This window comes from Calidithermus terrae (genome assembly GCF_003574345.1).
In the GTDB taxonomy this organism is placed as follows: Bacteria; Deinococcota; Deinococci; order Deinococcales; family Thermaceae; genus Calidithermus; species Calidithermus chliarophilus.
In genome coordinates, this window is record NZ_QXDL01000094.1 from 1 (window position 1) to 15,205 (window position 15,205).

General features: G+C 69.7%; 16 protein-coding genes. 4 read left to right on the forward strand and 12 right to left on the reverse strand.

The window, feature by feature from the left end; genetic code table 11:
* From Mterra_RS22315 to Mterra_RS22325, 6 genes are all read right to left on the reverse strand, one after another.
* A partial coding sequence (locus Mterra_RS22315; RefSeq protein ID WP_170159637.1) for an InlB B-repeat-containing protein occupies positions 1 to 1,283 on the reverse strand: 1,283 nt, incomplete at its 3' end.
* A 245-nt stretch (positions 1,284 to 1,528) separates the two neighbouring features.
* Positions 1,529 to 1,999 carry a hypothetical protein gene (locus tag Mterra_RS11685; RefSeq protein WP_147372728.1) on the reverse strand — a complete coding sequence of 157 codons (471 nt, stop codon included), beginning with the start codon at positions 1,997 to 1,999 and terminating at the stop codon, positions 1,529 to 1,531.
* Between the two features lie 20 nt (positions 2,000 to 2,019).
* The gene (locus tag Mterra_RS22320; protein ID WP_170159638.1) at positions 2,020 to 2,652 is read right to left on the reverse strand and encodes a hypothetical protein; all 633 of its coding nucleotides are present in this window, start codon (positions 2,650 to 2,652) and stop codon (positions 2,020 to 2,022) included.
* Positions 2,653 to 2,715: 63 nt separating this feature from the next.
* Positions 2,716 to 3,051: a hypothetical protein gene (locus tag Mterra_RS11690; protein WP_119315353.1), complete on the reverse strand. Its 336-nt coding sequence runs from the start codon at positions 3,049 to 3,051 to the stop codon at positions 2,716 to 2,718.
* Positions 3,052 to 3,353: 302 nt separating this feature from the next.
* Positions 3,354 to 5,018 (reverse strand): tetratricopeptide repeat protein, encoded by a 1,665-nt coding sequence (locus tag Mterra_RS11695; protein WP_119315354.1) that lies wholly within the window; start codon positions 5,016 to 5,018, stop codon positions 3,354 to 3,356.
* A gap of 89 nt (positions 5,019 to 5,107) precedes the next feature.
* Positions 5,108 to 5,254 carry a hypothetical protein gene (locus Mterra_RS22325; protein WP_170159639.1) on the reverse strand — a complete coding sequence of 49 codons (147 nt, stop codon included), beginning with the start codon at positions 5,252 to 5,254 and terminating at the stop codon, positions 5,108 to 5,110.
* Between the two features lie 216 nt (positions 5,255 to 5,470).
* Between Mterra_RS22325 and Mterra_RS11700 the strand changes: the two genes are divergently transcribed.
* The gene (locus tag Mterra_RS11700; RefSeq protein WP_147372730.1) at positions 5,471 to 6,697 is read left to right on the forward strand and encodes a hypothetical protein; all 1,227 of its coding nucleotides are present in this window, start codon (positions 5,471 to 5,473) and stop codon (positions 6,695 to 6,697) included.
* Positions 6,698 to 7,089: 392 nt separating this feature from the next.
* On the opposite strand, the gene qatD is transcribed toward Mterra_RS11700, so the two are convergent.
* The 4 genes from qatD to Mterra_RS11720 all read right to left on the reverse strand — a co-directional run bounded on the left by qatD (position 7,090) and on the right by Mterra_RS11720 (position 12,003).
* On the reverse strand, positions 7,090 to 7,860 hold the full coding sequence (gene qatD / locus Mterra_RS11705) for a Qat anti-phage system TatD family nuclease QatD (protein ID WP_170159640.1): 771 nt from the start codon (positions 7,858 to 7,860) through the stop codon (positions 7,090 to 7,092).
* A gap of 2 nt (positions 7,861 to 7,862) precedes the next feature.
* Positions 7,863 to 9,188 (reverse strand): Qat anti-phage system QueC-like protein QatC, encoded by a 1,326-nt coding sequence (gene qatC, locus Mterra_RS11710; protein ID WP_119315357.1) that lies wholly within the window; start codon positions 9,186 to 9,188, stop codon positions 7,863 to 7,865.
* Positions 9,185 to 9,592 (reverse strand): hypothetical protein, encoded by a 408-nt coding sequence (locus tag Mterra_RS11715; protein WP_170159641.1) that lies wholly within the window; start codon positions 9,590 to 9,592, stop codon positions 9,185 to 9,187. Before Mterra_RS11715 ends, qatC begins: the two co-directional genes overlap by 4 nt.
* Positions 9,593 to 10,041: 449 nt before the next feature.
* Entirely contained in the window at positions 10,042 to 12,003 is a 1,962-nt protein-coding gene (locus tag Mterra_RS11720; RefSeq protein WP_170159642.1) for a KAP family P-loop NTPase fold protein, read from the reverse strand.
* 745 nt (positions 12,004 to 12,748) lie between these two features.
* Between Mterra_RS11720 and Mterra_RS11725 the strand changes: the two genes are divergently transcribed.
* Together Mterra_RS11725 and Mterra_RS11730 are read left to right on the forward strand one after the other, a co-directional pair.
* Positions 12,749 to 13,189: a ribosome modulation factor gene (locus Mterra_RS11725; protein WP_119315360.1), complete on the forward strand. Its 441-nt coding sequence runs from the start codon at positions 12,749 to 12,751 to the stop codon at positions 13,187 to 13,189.
* A gap of 114 nt (positions 13,190 to 13,303) precedes the next feature.
* On the forward strand, positions 13,304 to 13,720 hold the full coding sequence (locus tag Mterra_RS11730) for a single-stranded DNA-binding protein (protein ID WP_245971611.1): 417 nt from the start codon (positions 13,304 to 13,306) through the stop codon (positions 13,718 to 13,720).
* A 137-nt stretch (positions 13,721 to 13,857) separates the two neighbouring features.
* Here the strand turns inward: Mterra_RS11730 and Mterra_RS11735 are convergent, their stop codons facing one another.
* Both Mterra_RS11735 and Mterra_RS11740 read right to left on the reverse strand, forming a co-directional pair.
* Entirely contained in the window at positions 13,858 to 14,115 is a 258-nt protein-coding gene (locus Mterra_RS11735) for a hypothetical protein (protein WP_119315361.1), read from the reverse strand.
* A gap of 40 nt (positions 14,116 to 14,155) precedes the next feature.
* Positions 14,156 to 14,878 (reverse strand): LexA family protein, encoded by a 723-nt coding sequence (locus tag Mterra_RS11740; protein WP_170159643.1) that lies wholly within the window; start codon positions 14,876 to 14,878, stop codon positions 14,156 to 14,158.
* A 92-nt stretch (positions 14,879 to 14,970) separates the two neighbouring features.
* Here Mterra_RS11740 and Mterra_RS11745 point away from each other — a divergent pair, with 92 nt between their 5' ends.
* Positions 14,971 to 15,180: a hypothetical protein gene (locus Mterra_RS11745; protein ID WP_119315363.1), complete on the forward strand. Its 210-nt coding sequence runs from the start codon at positions 14,971 to 14,973 to the stop codon at positions 15,178 to 15,180.
* Positions 15,181 to 15,205 lie beyond the last annotated feature (25 nt).

Genomic DNA, 15,205 nt, shown 5'->3' on the forward strand with positions numbered 1-15,205 from the left:
GGCTGACCCCCGCCCCAGCCGATGAAGCCCGCCCCCTGGGCCGGGGCGGGGGTCAGCCTGACACTGGCGGAGGCGTCGTAGACCTCGGAGCAGTCCTGGCCGCAGTCGATGCCGGCCGGCTCGCTGACGACCCGGCCGTCGCCCTTGACGCTGACGCTGAGGGCGTGGCGGGGTTGGTCGGAGTGGAAGGCCGCGGTCACCGCCTTGGCGCCGTCGAGGGTCAGGGTGCAGGGGCCGGCGCCGCTGCAGGCGCCGCCCCAGCCGGCGAAGGTCGAGCCGGCTGCCGGCTGAGCCTTTAGGGAGACCTTGGCGCCGAGCTCGAACAGGGCGACGCACTCGGCGCCGCACTGGATGCCCGCCGGGTCGCTGCTCAGGGTTCCGGTCCCGGTGCCCTGCTTGCTGACGGTGAGGGATACCTTACCCTTGCTGAAGTTGGCCGTCAGCGTTTTGGCCGCGTCCATGGTCACGACGCAGGCCCCCAGCCCGCCGCAGGCGCCCTCCCAACCGGCGAAGGCATGCCCGCTTGCGGGGGTGGGGGTCAGGCTCACGCGGGTCCCCTCGGCCAGCTCCTCCTCGCAGTCGGGGCCGCAGTCGATCCCGCCCGGCTCGCTCCTCACGGCCCCCTCGCCGCTCCGGGCCACCCTGAGCGTGAACTTCCGGGGCTGGAGCGTCAGGTTGCGGGCGGCCGAGCCCTCGTTGCCGGCGGGGTCGAGCGCGAAGACCTCGAGCTGGTTGGCCCCCTCCCGCAGCTCGACCGTGAAGCTGAAGCTGGTGGTGCCGCTGGCCGCCTGCCGGGCCCCGCCGTTGAGCCTGAATTCCACCCGGCTCACCCCGACGTTGTCGGAGGCGGTGCCGCTGACGCTCAGGCTCTTCTCGGCGAGGACGGCCCCCTCGCCGGGGGCGGTGACGGCGACGATAGGCTTTGTGCTGTCGACGAACGCTGCGGTCACGCTGCGCTTGCCGTCCATCGTCACCCGGCAGCTAGGACTGCCCCCCGAGCAGGCCCCGCCCCAGGCCTTGAGGGCGAACCCGGCGTCGGGCTTGGCCGTGAGCGTGACCTTGGTGCCGGCCTTGAACTGGGCCTTGCAGGTGGGGCCGCAGCCGATGCCCGCCGGTTCGCTCTCGACCCGCCCGGGGCCCTGGACGCTGAGGGTCAGCTCGTGCTTGGGGGTGAAGAGGTCGCAGCCGCTGAGCAGGGCGAGCAGGCTGAGCAAAGGCAGGAGGGAGGGGAGGGAGGGGAGGGGTGACGGTGCGGCCGGGCGGTTCGGGCGGGACGGGTTCATAATCACCTCGTGTAAACAGCGCCGACGTCGACAATATGGCGGGCACGGCGATGGGATCGCCCAATATCGAGGGGGCGGGGGCCGGGCGTGTCGCCCCCCAGCCGCCGCCCGATACGCCTGGACAGCCCAAGGCTACACGGCGGGCGCAACGGGAGCGCAATACCCGCAATTGTTCCCGAAGCCGCCCGATCCCCAGGGGCCCACGCCAACCCCGCTCGAGCCCGGCGGCGGGGGCGCGGCGCGGCTCAGAGCCGGACCAGGATCCCCAGCCCGAACAGGGTGGTGATCCCGCTGTAGCCGAAGGCCGCGTCGGAGGTCAGCCCGTAGCCCAGGGAGAACTTCCCCATGAACCCGAAGCCGGCCTCGGGGAAGACGAACTGGTTGAGCACGAAGACCTGGGGGATCACGCTCACGCCGCTGGACCCGCCGGGCAGGTCGTAGGCCTCGACCTGCGCCCCCACCCCCCAGGACAGGCTCGAGCCGGGGGTGAAGAAGGAGGGCGTGTAGCTGCCCAGCACGTACCCCGCCCCCGCGCCCAGCCCGCCGAACCAGCCCAGGCCGGCGTGGACCAGGAGCTGCCCGAACTGCACCTGCACCCCCGCCAGGCTGGGGAAGCCGGTGTACACCGCCACCGACGTCTGCCCCAGGCCCACCTGCAGCCCGCAGAGGGCCGCCGCCGCCAACACCACGCTCAGGAATTTCCTCAATTTCCTCATGCTCCACGCTCCTCCCGGCCTCACTTGATGGCCTGGGTCAGCTGCCGCGCCGCGTCGTCGATGGCGCGGTTCATGGCGTCGGCGTAGGTCTGGCCGCCGAAGAGGCAGCGGCCGACGCCCGCCGCGGTGCCGGTGCCCTCGTAGACCGTCTTGGAGAGCGAGGCGTCGTAGATGACCAGGTAGAACGCGCTCTCGTAGCGCTCGCTGCAGTAGGGGTTGGAGCGGTCGGGGAAGGTGGCCATCTTCTGCAGGAAGGGCACCACCACGTAGCGGGAGTCCAGGGCCTTGGCGATCTCGTTCATCCGGGCGCCGTTGATCACCCCGGTCTGCTCGAAGCCGAACAGCACCGCGGCGTAGGCGTCGACCAGGTTGGACTTCTGCAGCACCTCCAGGGTCTCCGCGACCGGCCTGAGCTTGATCCCCGCCAGCGCCACCGGCAGCTGGTTGGCCACCCGCTCGTTGGCCAGCCGCCGCACGTCGGGGTAGTCCGCCGCGCGCACCGACTGGCCCAGGGCCACCGGCAGCACGCTGGTGCTGCTCTGCCGCAGCGCGGCGGCGCTGAGGGAGGGGTCGACCAGGGCCGGGACGCCCATACGCGGGGCGCACCCCGCCGCCGCCGCACCGGCCAGCAACGCCAACAGCCAACGCTTCATAGTGCCTCCTCGACGTCCCACGACGTCACGCACGCCCCCGCCCGCGCCCGCGCGGGCCGGGGCTCACCGCCCGGCCGGCCGGGCCTCCTGCGCGGGCCCGTCGCCCGCGGCCGCCGCGCCGGGGCACAGCGTCCACTCCCAGTCGGTGTAGAAGTCCAGGTACCGCTCGAAGTAGTGGTTGGTGCTGGTGGAGTAGGCCTCCAGCCGGTGCACCCCCTTGGGGATGCCGACGACGGTGCGCACCCCGCCGCTCGAGGGCACCGTGAGCTGGTAGGTGCCGTCGATGTGGAAGTCCACCGCGAAGGGGCAGTAGTTCACCACCCGCACGAAGTAGGTCGGCGGGGGCTCCCGGTCGATGCACGAGGACAGCAGCGCCACCAGCCCCAGCGACGCCAGCAACCGCGACCAACGCGTCCACCTTGTGGCCACCCGAGATCACCCCGCTTCCTTGCGCCCCCTCGCCGCGCGGGCCAGGGCAACCAGCCAGGGCCCGTGGACCGGCCCGCCTCTGTGCCCATGCCCTTCCGCACGTCCGCTCCCCCTGCTCTTTCTCATCAGCAAACCACCTCCCGGAAGCTCCTGCGGGCCGGAACCGGCCCGTCATGAAGTATCCGTGAGGACCGCCTAGCGGCCGTCTACCGGCCGCGGGCGTGCGGGTTGCTGTGGGGTTGTTTGAGCGCGCCCTTGTCAGGCCCGGGCCCTCAGTTGAGGTCGGGCCGGCGCTCGCCCCGGCGGCGCAGCCCCTCGACCTCCTGGGCCACCTCCTGGGCCCACTCGCTGTAGACGCCCTCCAGGAAGGGGGCGTGGGCCCGCCCGCAGGCCCGCGCCTCGCCGACGTCGTACTCCCAGCGGGCCTGCGGGTCGAGCTCCAGGCACCCCCCCGCGGCCCGCACGCTGCCGGGCCAGCCCAGGGCCCGGCGCAGCTCGTCGACCAGCTGCCACAAGGCCTGCCGCTTGTCCCGGGGCGTGCTGCCGGGCCACAGCAGCTCGACGAGCTTCTCGGCGGCGGTGCGCGGGCCGTGCTCCAGCAGAAGCACCAGCAGCTCGCCGACCCGGCCGGTGGGCTTGATCGGCACGGCCTGAGCGTTGACCCAGACCTTCAGCGTCCCCAGCGCCTGCACCCGCACCACGGCGTGGGCCAGGTACTCCAGCGGCCGCGGCGCGGGCTGCCCGGCCAGGCGGGCCATGGCGAAGAGCTCGCCCCAGCAACCCGCCTCCTCGCGGACCTGGAAGTGCTCCACCGGCAGCTCGGCGATCAGCTGGAGGGCCGCGGAGCCGTCACCGGCGCGGCGGGCCAGCTCGGCGTAGAGGACGCTGGCCAGCCACAGCTGGTGGGGGAAGACGAAGGCAGCCGCCTCCAGCGCCGCCCGCGCCGCCTCCTCCTGGCCCAGGGCCAGCAGGGCCGCCGCCCGCTCGACCTGCACCGGGGCCCGCTCGGGCGGGAAAAGGGCCAGCGCGTGCTGCAGCACCTCCAGCGCCTCGGCGGGCCTCCCCTGCAGGCGGTAGCAGCGCCCCAGGCTCCAGTAGGCCACCCGCAGGTCCTCCGCCTCCCGGGCGCAGCGGATGGCCTCGCGGTAGGCGGCCTCGGCGCGGGCCCACTCCCCGCGGCTGCGCAGGTAGTTGCCCCACCCCTGCAGGGCCCGCGCGCGGAAGGCCCGCGCCGCGCGGGAGCGGGTGAGCTGCTCGGCCCGGCGGAGGTGCCGCTCGGCCTCGGGGCTCAGGTCGCGCAGGTAGGACTGGCCCAGGCTGTGGTGCACCCAGGCCAGGTGGAAGGGGTCGCTCTCCAGCAGGACCAGGGCCTCGAGCCACTTCTCCCGCGCCCGGGCGTGGTCGTGCAGGCGGGACCACAGGTGCCCCTCCTCGTTGAGGGCCAGCCCCTTCAGGCGCCCCGCGAGGAGGGGGTAGGCCTCGGCGAGGGCCGCCCGCCAGTCCCCCCCCAGCTCGAAGCGGGCCTGGGCCAGCCGCCGCAGGGCCACCCCCCGCCGCCAGCCGCCGAGGTGGGGGATCGCGGCCTCCAGCGCGGCCTGGGCCTCGGCGTAGCGGTCCTGGTTGAGCAGGGCCCAGGCCCGGTCCGAGAGCACCGGCGCGCTGTCGGGCAGGGGGTGGCGCGCGCAGAAGGCCCCGGAGAACTCCAGCAGCGGCCGCTCCTCGCGCAGCCCCACCAGCGCCGCGCTGTAGGCCCGGGCCCAGCGGGGGTCCTCGAGCAGGAGGCCGGCGGGGAGGGCGCGGGGGACCTCGACCAGCTCGGCCCAGTCGGCGTACCGGGCCACCCGCTCGACGGCGCGCTCGAGCAGCTCCAGCGCCGGCTCCAGGCGCCCGTTCTCGACGAGCGCGAGCGCGGAGAGGCGGACGTCCCGGGCGTTCATGGTCGCGGGCTCGTGGGGCCAGGACGATCATACCTGACGCCTCGGGGGGCGGGGAACCGGTTCCCCGCCCCCCGAGGGCCGCGGGCGGGCTACCCGCCGCCGTTGGGCTTGCTGCCGTCCTCGGCGGCCGGGGCTGGGCTGCCGGGGCCCGCGCCGGGTGCGGCGGCGGGCGCGGCCAGCGCCAGCAGGAGCCCGAGGGCCAGGGCTACCCACAGGCGTGCTGCGCGGTATATCATCCCTTCACCTCCTTCACCGGGGGTAGCGGGGCGCGGTCAGCCTTGGTCGGGGGCCGCGCCGCTTGTCGTTGATCGGGAGGACCGGCTATCGTGAGGTATGGGGGTGAACGGGGCCGGCTCCCTGCCTGCGCGGAGGTTCCTTTCGGCCTCCGCATACCACGGTGACAGGGGGAGCTCTCATCCGCGTTGACGGACGCGCGGGTTTTTTACGGAGGGTTGGAAGGGGTGCGCCTCAACCAGGAGGCCCACCTCCACCACGAGGTGTTTGCCACCGCCCTCAAGGGGTTCGTGGGCCGCACCGCGCCTAGCGTGCGCGCTTACGCCCAGCGGCGGGGGGTCAGCCACGAGACGGTCTACCGGCTCCTGCGGCCCTACACGGAGGCGGTCCGCGACCTCGATCGGCCCGTCGACCCCGAGGAGCTACGTCTGGTGCGGCACCTCCTGGCAGGCCTGGCCTGCTCAGAGACCGAGCAGCAGCACCTATTCGAACACTACCGCGCCGCCGTCGACGCCCGGCACCGCGCGCGCCGGGCGATTGCCCGCGAGATCGACGCAGGCGCTCTAGCCCAGTACGTCTGGGGCGTTCGCCGCAAGCGCGAAGAGGCCACCTTCGCCCGTGTGCCCCAGGAGAGCAGGCGCTGCTACGAGGAGGCCATCTCCCTGGCCGGGCTGGTGCTGCTGCACCTCGACTTGGGCGGTCAGCCGGCCGCGCTACTGGAGGTCGCGCTGGTGGCCAACGATGTCCAGTCCGTGCGGGACCGGGTGGTGGACGCGCTGTACAAAGCGGGGATAGCCCTGGAGGCGGCCCGGCGGGTGCTGGCGCAGAAAGACCCCCCGGACGAGGCGAGGGCCGTAGAGGGTTATCACAACGCCCTGCGCGGGCGGGCCATCGCCTTACGGCGGCTGGGGCTGTACCGGGAAGCCTGGGACACGCTAGAAGGGTACCTGCGGCGCGAGGAACAGGAGTGTGCCGGGGATCGCGGGCTCCGGAGGGTGCGGGCCTACAGCGCCCAATTCGCCGGCCTGCTGGCCCAGGACAAGCTCAAAGCGCTGGTGGAGCTGCCGCGCTTCGGCGTGCGCCTGGCAGAACGTCTCTACGCCACGGCCCGCGAGCAGATGCCGGTCCACCTGGACGACTACCGCCCACGGATGTGGCTGCTGGAGTGCGACCTGGGGACGGCTTACCTAAAGTCCGGCCAGCACCGTAAGGCCGCCGAGCGCTTCGAGGCGGCCTACGAGGGGATCACCCGCAGCCGGGAGGCCGGGGCACTGCACCTGGTGCTCGTCAGGCAGCGGTACGCCGCCTACCTGTGGGCACAGGGGTGGCGGGCGGATCCCCTGTACCGCCAGCTGGTCCACGAGGCCACGGACCTGGCGGTGGCGAGCGGGCTGGTCAACGAGGCGCGCAAATTGAGGGAGCTCGCAGCGGGCACCGCCCCGTGAGGGCGCGCCGTCCCAGCCACGCCTTTAGCTTCATGTTCGGGTTCGGTCCCTCTGGGTCGTCCGGGGCAGGCTTTCCCGGCTTCAAGAACCCACTGAACAGGGCGATGGGCCGTCCTCGCCGAGCCATCCGGGGGCCTCGAGCGCAGCCCAGATCTCGCCGGCGACGCCCGAAGCCCCGTACGCATCCCGGAGTAGTCGGGCTTCCAACGGCTGGGGCGCTTGGCGCATGTCCTGGGTGGGGTCACGAACTCCTCAGAATGGCCCTTGCTTGCCGTAGACCCCCAGGCGGTGACCACCCTGCAGCAGTGCCGCCGCGCCAAGCGGCAGGCCGGGAGGGATCAGCTGTGCCCACAGGGGGAGCGATCGTCCTTGATGCTATAGGCGAAGTGCTTTCACTCGGGCCCGCTGACACAGCCGGCGTCTGCCGGGGGCTCGTCGTGGAGGAGTTGACGGAAATTGGCGTGGGCGGCCCGCCCGACTCGGATGGCCTCCAGCCCCAGGAGGTCAGCGACCCCCTCCACTACCGCCGCCAAGTCGCGGGGCTGAGCTGGCCCGGCGCCCGAACGCACAAAGGGGCCGTCCGTCTCCAGGAGCATGCGCCCAAGCGGGATGCTCCGGATGACCTCCTGCCCCCTCTGGCTTCGCAGCATCGCGGGGTTGACTGAGACGTACAGGCCGTTCGCCAGCGCCCGCTCGAGCACTCCCAGCGGCCCGCTGTACCAGTGCAGGATCACCCGGCCCGGGTAGGCCGGCCCCACCATCTCCACCACGTCCTGCGCGGCCCGGCGGCTGTGGACGGTGAGGATTTTGCCCCGGCCTGCCGCCAGCTCGAGGACCCGCCCGAATACCTCCCGCTGCAGGCGGCGCTCGGCCGGGTCCCTGGTGGTGAAGTCCAGCCCCACCTCGCCGACGTAGCGGGTCTCCTCGAGCAGGGCGGCGAATAGCCCGAGCTCGGTGTGGTATTCTCGCGCCAGCTCAGGGTGCAGCCCCAGCGCGGGGCGCAGGAAACGACGCCCTGAGAGCAGCTCCTTACACCGGGGGAATACGCTGGGGACGTTGGTGACCGCCACTGTGTACACCCCGGCTAGCTCGGTGGCCGCGATGACCTCGCCCGGGTCGGGGTAGAGGTCGACGTGGCAGTGGGTGTCGTGCAGCCGGGCCACGGCTAGAGCCCCTGGCTGGCGAGGAAGGCCCGCAATTCGTCGATACCCCGCCGGTACACCCCGAGGAGCTGCATGCGCTCGTCGTCCGTTCCGGGGAGCGGCCCCGCGCGGAGCAGGTCGGCCATGCGGGGCGGCTTCTTGGCGTAGCGGGCCAAGGCGAGCCGGAGCACCTTCAGGTCCACCGCGCTCTTGCCCGAGAGGCTACTCGGGTCCGGGTAGACGTAGCGGGTGGGGTCCTTCAACCCGGCGGCCTCCACCGCGGCCCGGCGGATCATGCAGGCCAGGCAATAGCCGCAGTGGGTGTTGGGGGCCCCGGCGAAGCGCATGGCCTCGGGGTGGGCGCAGGAGATGGTGGAGGGTAGGCCCTCCATTAGCAGGTCGGGCTCGGAACACTCCCGCAGCATCTCACCCTTGGTCTTAAAGCGGTAGGGTAGCTCGAGCTCGACCTCGAGGCCCACCGCACGCAACAGCCCGCGGAACATGTCGATGAAGTGAGGGTGGGTGGTGCGCGTGCTGAGGCTGCCCAGCCGGGTGCTGGTGAGCGGCACGTTGAGCGAGATCAGCCCATTCTCGGCCACCACTAAGCGTCGCGCCCCGAACGCCTCGGCCGTGGCCACACCCAACGCCAGGAACATCAGCGACCGGCCCCGGGTAGTGTTCTCCCGGTCCCGCCCGGGCTGGCGAGGCGGGGACACGAAGTAGCGCAACAGGGGCGCATGGGCAGAGCCGTACCTATCCTGCACGATCTCCCCCACCGCAGCCTGGGATACGCTGGTGGCGCCTGAGCCCCGGGCGTAGTGCCCGACCAGCACCGCCCGCTGTTCCCGGCTGAGGAGGTCGAGGGCCCCGACGAAGGAGTCCAGACCGCCCGAGAACAGGCAGACAGTGTCGAAGCCCCGGGAATCATCGTCCTCAGGCGATGCAGGCCAGGGCTCGGGGTCACCTGGGCGGATGTCCAGTTCCCAGTGATCCCCCGTCAAGAAGCGCAACAGCCGCGTCAGGGCCTCGCCCTCAGCCTGCCATGGATCGGGCTCCTCCAAGGCCAGGTACAGCCGGATGTGGCGGGTCCAGCGGTCATAGGACTGGCGCCGCGGGGTCATCAGGTCGGCACAGTACACGGCTACCGCGAGCCTGAGCAGGTCCCGTGAGCGAACGCTGGCATTGCGCCCGTGAGACCGCAAAACAGCCTCGACCCTTCCCGCTGTCCGGCCGTGACCGGAGCGAAGGAGCGAGTCGAGCTCGGCGACGTAAAGCCGGCCGGCGTCCGCCGGCACTCTCGGCTCGAAACCGTCCTTCGGGCCCAGGCGCGCCGCGAAGTGATGGGTCATTCGCCGTCCTCCAGTATGGCGAAGGTTTCCTGCATGAGCTCGTAGCTGACGCGTTCCTGCGTGCTCGGATCCGTGGCCAACAGGTTCATATCCACGGCCCGGTCCATGAGCTTCTCCTGCAGCTTGGCGGCTATGAAGTCCCGGGCTTGCTCAGAGAGTTCGAGTGCCCGGTCCAGGTCGACCTGGTCCCGTTCAAGGCGACCGCACATCTCTGAGCTGAAGCGCTCGTAGGCGTAATTGATCACGTACTCCCGCATCAACTCCTCGACCTGCGGAGCGTCGAGCCGGGTGGCCTCGGGGTCATCGGGGTCCAGCCGCTCAAGGAAGCTGTCGAGGGTAGTGGCGATAGCAGCTCGGGCCGCGCTCGCCTCCAGCGTCTCCCCGGCAGGTGCGATCTGGTCCACCAGACCGCAGAGAATGGCCTCGGGGGTGCGACCCACCAAGTCGGTGATGCCTAGGGCTCGAGCGGCCTCCCCGAGGCCGCCGGTCGCGACTTGGCCGAAAAACCTCCCAAGCCGCGCGCCCGCACGAACCCCTTCGATGGCGGCACGTGGAGCGACCCGGCCTCCTCCTGCAGCCCGGGCATAGCGACGTACCGCCCGACCCATACTGGCTCCTGCGGCCCCCCGCGCCAGATCGCCGACGGCCCGCGCCGCGCTCCGCCAGAGGCCGGGCGATATCAGCGCAGGCTGAGGCTGTGGTGGGACGGGCAGAGCGGAGTCCTGGTTTTGGCCTGAGATCGGTATTTTGGGCGGATCAGGGGCCCAGGGCGGGAGCAGGCTTCCCCGGCCACCGCGCCCGCCGTATGAGCTGGACGTTCCCATAGCTCGCTCGAGTATAGAATAGTTTAGGTTTAGTTGACTTTCTGAAGTCGCGCGAGTTGTTCGCGGGCGCTATTCGCGAGGTTGTTTTTCTTCGATTCCGCCCATATCCGTAGCTGTTGCTCGATTATCGATCGATGTTCCGGGAATTGCTTTGCCAAATAGGAGACGCTGACCGGTATGCTTAAAGCAACGGTTTCATGGGGCACGGACGCGAGGAGGGCGAGCGCTTGGTGAATCAAGACGGGGCGGGCCTCGGCCAGCTTCACCCATACCCGCACGAGGTGCTGTGCTTCTTTGCCTGATGCCTGTCGGATCTTCTCCGAGAACGCCTGCACCACGGCCGCAAGGTCGCCTTCACTTAATTTCTTCGCAGCCTCTAACCCGCGCCGGCTCAACAGGTCCTTCTCCGAAATCAGATTCTGGAAAACCGCCAGGGCTTTGGGGCTCAAGGGATTTGGTAGCGTCTCTAGCGCCCCTATTCGGTCGTGGGCGATAAAGAAGTAAGGACGAAGATCCTCACCCGTCAAGGGCGGGTCTGCCGCCAGCCATACCCGCATCCAAGAGTCAACCAGCCACTCCGACTCGGTGTCCGGTCGGGCCAGGTCAGCATCCGTTTGAGGCGTTTCTACCCTGGATCTCGGCTGCCCCCGTCCACTGGGGATTGCCTTTCCCTCACCCGTCGCTCCTGAGTCTTGCTGCGCCGCATCGGTGCCCCTCACCTCGGCCTCCGCCGCAGCAAGCTCCTTTGCTCTGCCCTCCTGGCTAGCCTGCAGCGTGGCCAACTGTTTGAAGTAGACCGGCCGGATGTACTCCAGGCTCATCAGCTTGGCTAGGACGTCCATCTTCAGCTCGAGCCCCCTTGCCTTGGCGAGCGCGCTCCGTAGCAGCAGGCTGTTGAGGAAGCGCTTAGTGCGGCGGGGCGAGCCCTCCAGCCCCGGCAGTGCCACCTTGGCAATTTGGCCACTCAGAGCAAGGTCGCCCACGAGCTCCTGGGTCACCTTGTGGGGGGCATCCGCGAATATCTCTCGAGCTCTGGCCAGGTCGAAGGAGAGGGTTTGCAGGTCATTGGCGACGAAGGCCTGCACTGACTCGAGCACTTTCCCGAAGTCCTCAGGAGCCAGACGCTTCTGGGCGAAGAGCAGGTTGATGTAAGCGTGATTCTCCGCACGGCTCAGCGGGGGGATGGCGACCGGGATCTGGATGAGCTTCTCCAGGTAATCCCTCCCCACCTCACGCCCGTCGGCGTCAAGGTCGCGGTAGACCTGGCGCACCGCATACCGGATCAGGTCCTCGTCGGCCCCAATCACGAACGCGCTATTGGGAACAAAGAGGAAGAGCTTGATGGCTTCGAGGGTCTCGATGATGGTGCTGGGCAAGCAGCGGTCCAGGTCGTCGATCAGCACCACCAGTTGGGTGATCCCGGCCTCTGCCAGCAGCTGCCCGAAGTCGTTGCGGAAGCAGCGGATGGTGTTGCGGACCTCCGAGGCGTCCTCCGGCTTAATCAGCCCGCCTAGGGTTTCGAACGCCTTCTGGGGATCCTGCTTAAGGGATTCCAAGCCCTCCTGGATAGCCTTCTGCAGCTCACCGCTGAGTGCCAGTAGGGAGAGCTGCGGCAGCCCGAGCGCTAGGGGGAGCCCGGCCCGGGCGAGCAGGCCCAGTCCCTTGCCCACGTCGATCCGCCGCACGAAACCCTTGAGCCGGGCCAGGAGGTCCCTGACCGGCCCGGCTTGGTCCTTGGTACGCGCGCCGATCTCGTCCAGGATGCTCCCAAGTAGGGCGCTTTTGGCGTCCTCGTAGTCCTCGAACAGCCACCCGTTGAACTCGAGCACCAAGAAGTCCGGCCGGTTCAACTCGGCCTTGACCATCCGCATCACGGTGCTCTTTCCGCTACCCCAGTCACCAAACACGCCGATAGTCACCGGCAGAAGGTCCTTCTGGTGGACAAGGTCCCTGACCGCCTCGGCGATATACCGGAAACGCAGGAGATCCACGGGGGATTCGTTATCAGACCACACACCCCTAATCTAGCAATAACCCAGCGACACCTCGCTATCCCCTTGCCCGCCATCACCCTGGAAGGTGATTCGGTTTCGCAGAGCCTGGCAAAGCGTCTGGATTAATCGCAAGTAGCGATCAACCGCATTGCGATCTAACCCTGAGAATTTGGCGATCCGGCTGAGGTCCAGACCGGCAACAAACACAAACATCTGCACTAACTCCCTGAGCTCCGCCTCTGTAACCCTGGCTTGATGGCTGGATAGGTGTATCGGCTTGTCCTCGTCGTGGACTTGCCCCAAACCGCCCCAGCACAGCCCCAGCTGGTCATGGCACTATTCCGAACACTGGTACGCGTCTATGGTCCGGCCTGACACTGACACGCTCCAGATGGTTACCTCGGGAAAAGGGTCGGGAACTCCTCGGGCAACTTGACCCCGGCTGGGGTAAGCCCCCACACCTCAGTGCTCGCGAAATCTCCATCTGGCAAGGCCAGATCTCGGCGGATCTCCTTTGCTTTTCGGGACGGCGCGGGTTCTAAGGATAGTCGAGGTGAGGCGAAGACCCTCGCATACCGCCCAGACCGATCAAGGTCGACGGCCGACCCCAATCCTTGGGCCCTACTCCGGAGATCGGTGACATCCTTATCCGAGTTTTGTGAACCAGGACTCCTCGCAGCAACGTTGCTTCATCCGGGCGCTGTACCACCGATGTAAGTGTGATGGTATGAAAGAATAGTGTATGTTCCAGCTTCGTTCCTTCGAGACACGCCCCAGGGGCTACCGGCTCATAGCCCACGTCGTCGGGAGCCCGGTCACGGTGGAGCGTAGCCGAGAAGCCTTGTTAAGAGCGCTGGGCCCCCGGGTGGCGATCGACGGGGTGGAGTACCTTCTGCTTGACGTTGAGTTTGCCCTCGAAGGCCCCGAAATTTCCGTCCAGACTGGGGAGTACATTCGCCTTCTGGTGGAGCTAGCCCCCCACCCCAACCTCCCCACCGCGGCCGAGGAGGGTGAGCATCTGCGAGCAGTCCTGGTTCACACTGCCTTCGAGGAAGGCTACTGGGCCTCGAAGATGGGCGAGCCGCTCGAGGCGAACCCCTACCCCGAGGGCGAGGCCCGCGAGGAGTGGGAACGGGGTCACCGCCAAGCCACCGCGATTTATTACCGCACCCTTGGCGGATGAGAGGCGCCAAGTCGGCGGTCGCCGGGAATGGGACTTTTCTCGCCCTAGACAACAAAATCCCCCTATGGGCGACGTCGCCGGCGGGGGCGTGGTGACCCCCGGTACAATGCGGGCATGCGCCTGCGCCTGCACCTCACCAGCCCGCTGGGGCACGGCCTCGAGCTCGAGGCCACCGCGGAGGACTACCTCGAGCTGCTGCGCGAGTGGGGGGCCAAGGGCTACCGCCCCGCCCCGCCTCCCCCCGGCGGCTACGTGCTGCCGCTGGCCTGCGTGGGCTGCTTCGATTGGGCCTTCCTGGGCGCCAGGGAGCTCGACGGCGAGACGGTGGAGGCCTTCGGTTTCCGCTGGCGGCGCCGCCACCTCGCGGGCCGGCGCGACCTGCCGGAGGTGGTGAAATTTTCGCGCGGGGCCTGGCAGTTCGAGGAGGAGGGCGTGGAGGGCAAGCGCCAGGGCTACGTCACCCTCGTCCGCTTCGAAGGGCCTGGCGACTGCGGCGGGACGTGGTGCCGGGCGGGGCAGGTCCGGAAATGAGCGGGTGAGCGCCTGGGCGCTGGGGGTCTGGAGGGGGGTGCTGCATCAGGCCCCCGCCCCCTACCCCCGACCGGAGCAACAGAAACAGAATCGCCGGGGGGTGCCTACGCCCCCCGGCCTGGGCGTCGCCGGTCAGGTCAGACCAACGCTACTATCAACATCAGTGCAACGATGACGGCCGAGCCCAACCGGCGATGGTCCGCCCAGGCCTTGGTCGCTATGTAGAGGCCCAGCCCTCCGAAAACCGCCGAGGGCGCCCAGAGGCCCTGGTCCGTCACGAAGCCGGCGATCGCCCTCAGCAACACCGCCGCGCTGGCAACCACCAAAAGGCGGCGCAGGATCAGGTCGGGATCGGTCTTGTGGAACCGAAGGTGTTTGAGGGGGTTGCGCTTCATAAGTCGATGATAGCAGCCTCCGACACGGTGGGTGCCGGGATCATGAGACCCCCGGTTGCTCGGACGGTTTGGAACCCAGGTGCCCCACCTCGCCCTGCACCAGCACCACCGGGCCTAAGATCTCGGCTACGTCGCCCAGGGGGACGACCGGCGGCGCGACGTCGAGGCTGAGGGGGTTCAGGGATACCAGACGTGCGCCGAAGTGGTCGTCCTGGAACACCCGGCACACCACCGCCCCGCCGGCCAGCCGGGCCACCACCACCGCCCCCGGCGCCGGGTGACCCCGACGGTCCACCGCGATGAGGTCCCCGTGGCCGATGGGCCGGCGGCCCGCGCACATGCTGTCCCCACACACCCGGTAGGCCACGAGCTCGCGCCCGGCGGCGAGACGTTCGTCCACCGCGACCCACCCGCCGGGCGCCTGCGCACCAGCCCCACCCACCGCGCTCACCACGGGCACCCGGACCATGCCGCCCGCCTGCGGCGAGGGGTCGCCCAGGGGGGCGCGGGGCGCGACGCGCGGGATGAGGTCCTGGATCGGCCGGCCCAGGGCCACCGCCAGCCGCACCAGCGTGTCGACGGAGGGTTTGACCTCGGTGCCCTTGGGCGAGGTCCGCCCCTTGACCAGCTGGTGCATGGTGGAGCGGTTGATGCCCGCGTAGCGGCCGAACTCCTCCACGTTGCGCATCCCCAGCTCGCGCATCCTGGCCTCGATCCAGTCGCCGAACCAACCCTTGGCGTTGAGCTTAGCCTCCTGCTTCATGGGGCCCACGATATACGCCCGTGCACGCCGGGGCGGCCGGATCATGAGAGCTGCCCCCCGCCGGCGCAGGACGGCGGTGCTACCATGGGGCCATGAGCCTGAGCTGGATCGACCTGCTGATGCTGATGGGGGCGGCCTGGGCGCTATTCTGCGCCGTGGTCGATCCGCGCAGCCTGCTGAGCGAGCTGCTGGACGACGGGGCCGCCGAGCGCCACGAGGCGGAGACCATGTTCGACAAGGAGGCTGCGGCCCTGCGCCACCCCTACCTGGCGCACGAGATCTCCCCCCGCCACTTCGACTGAGGCCCCCGCTCGAGCCCGAGACTCC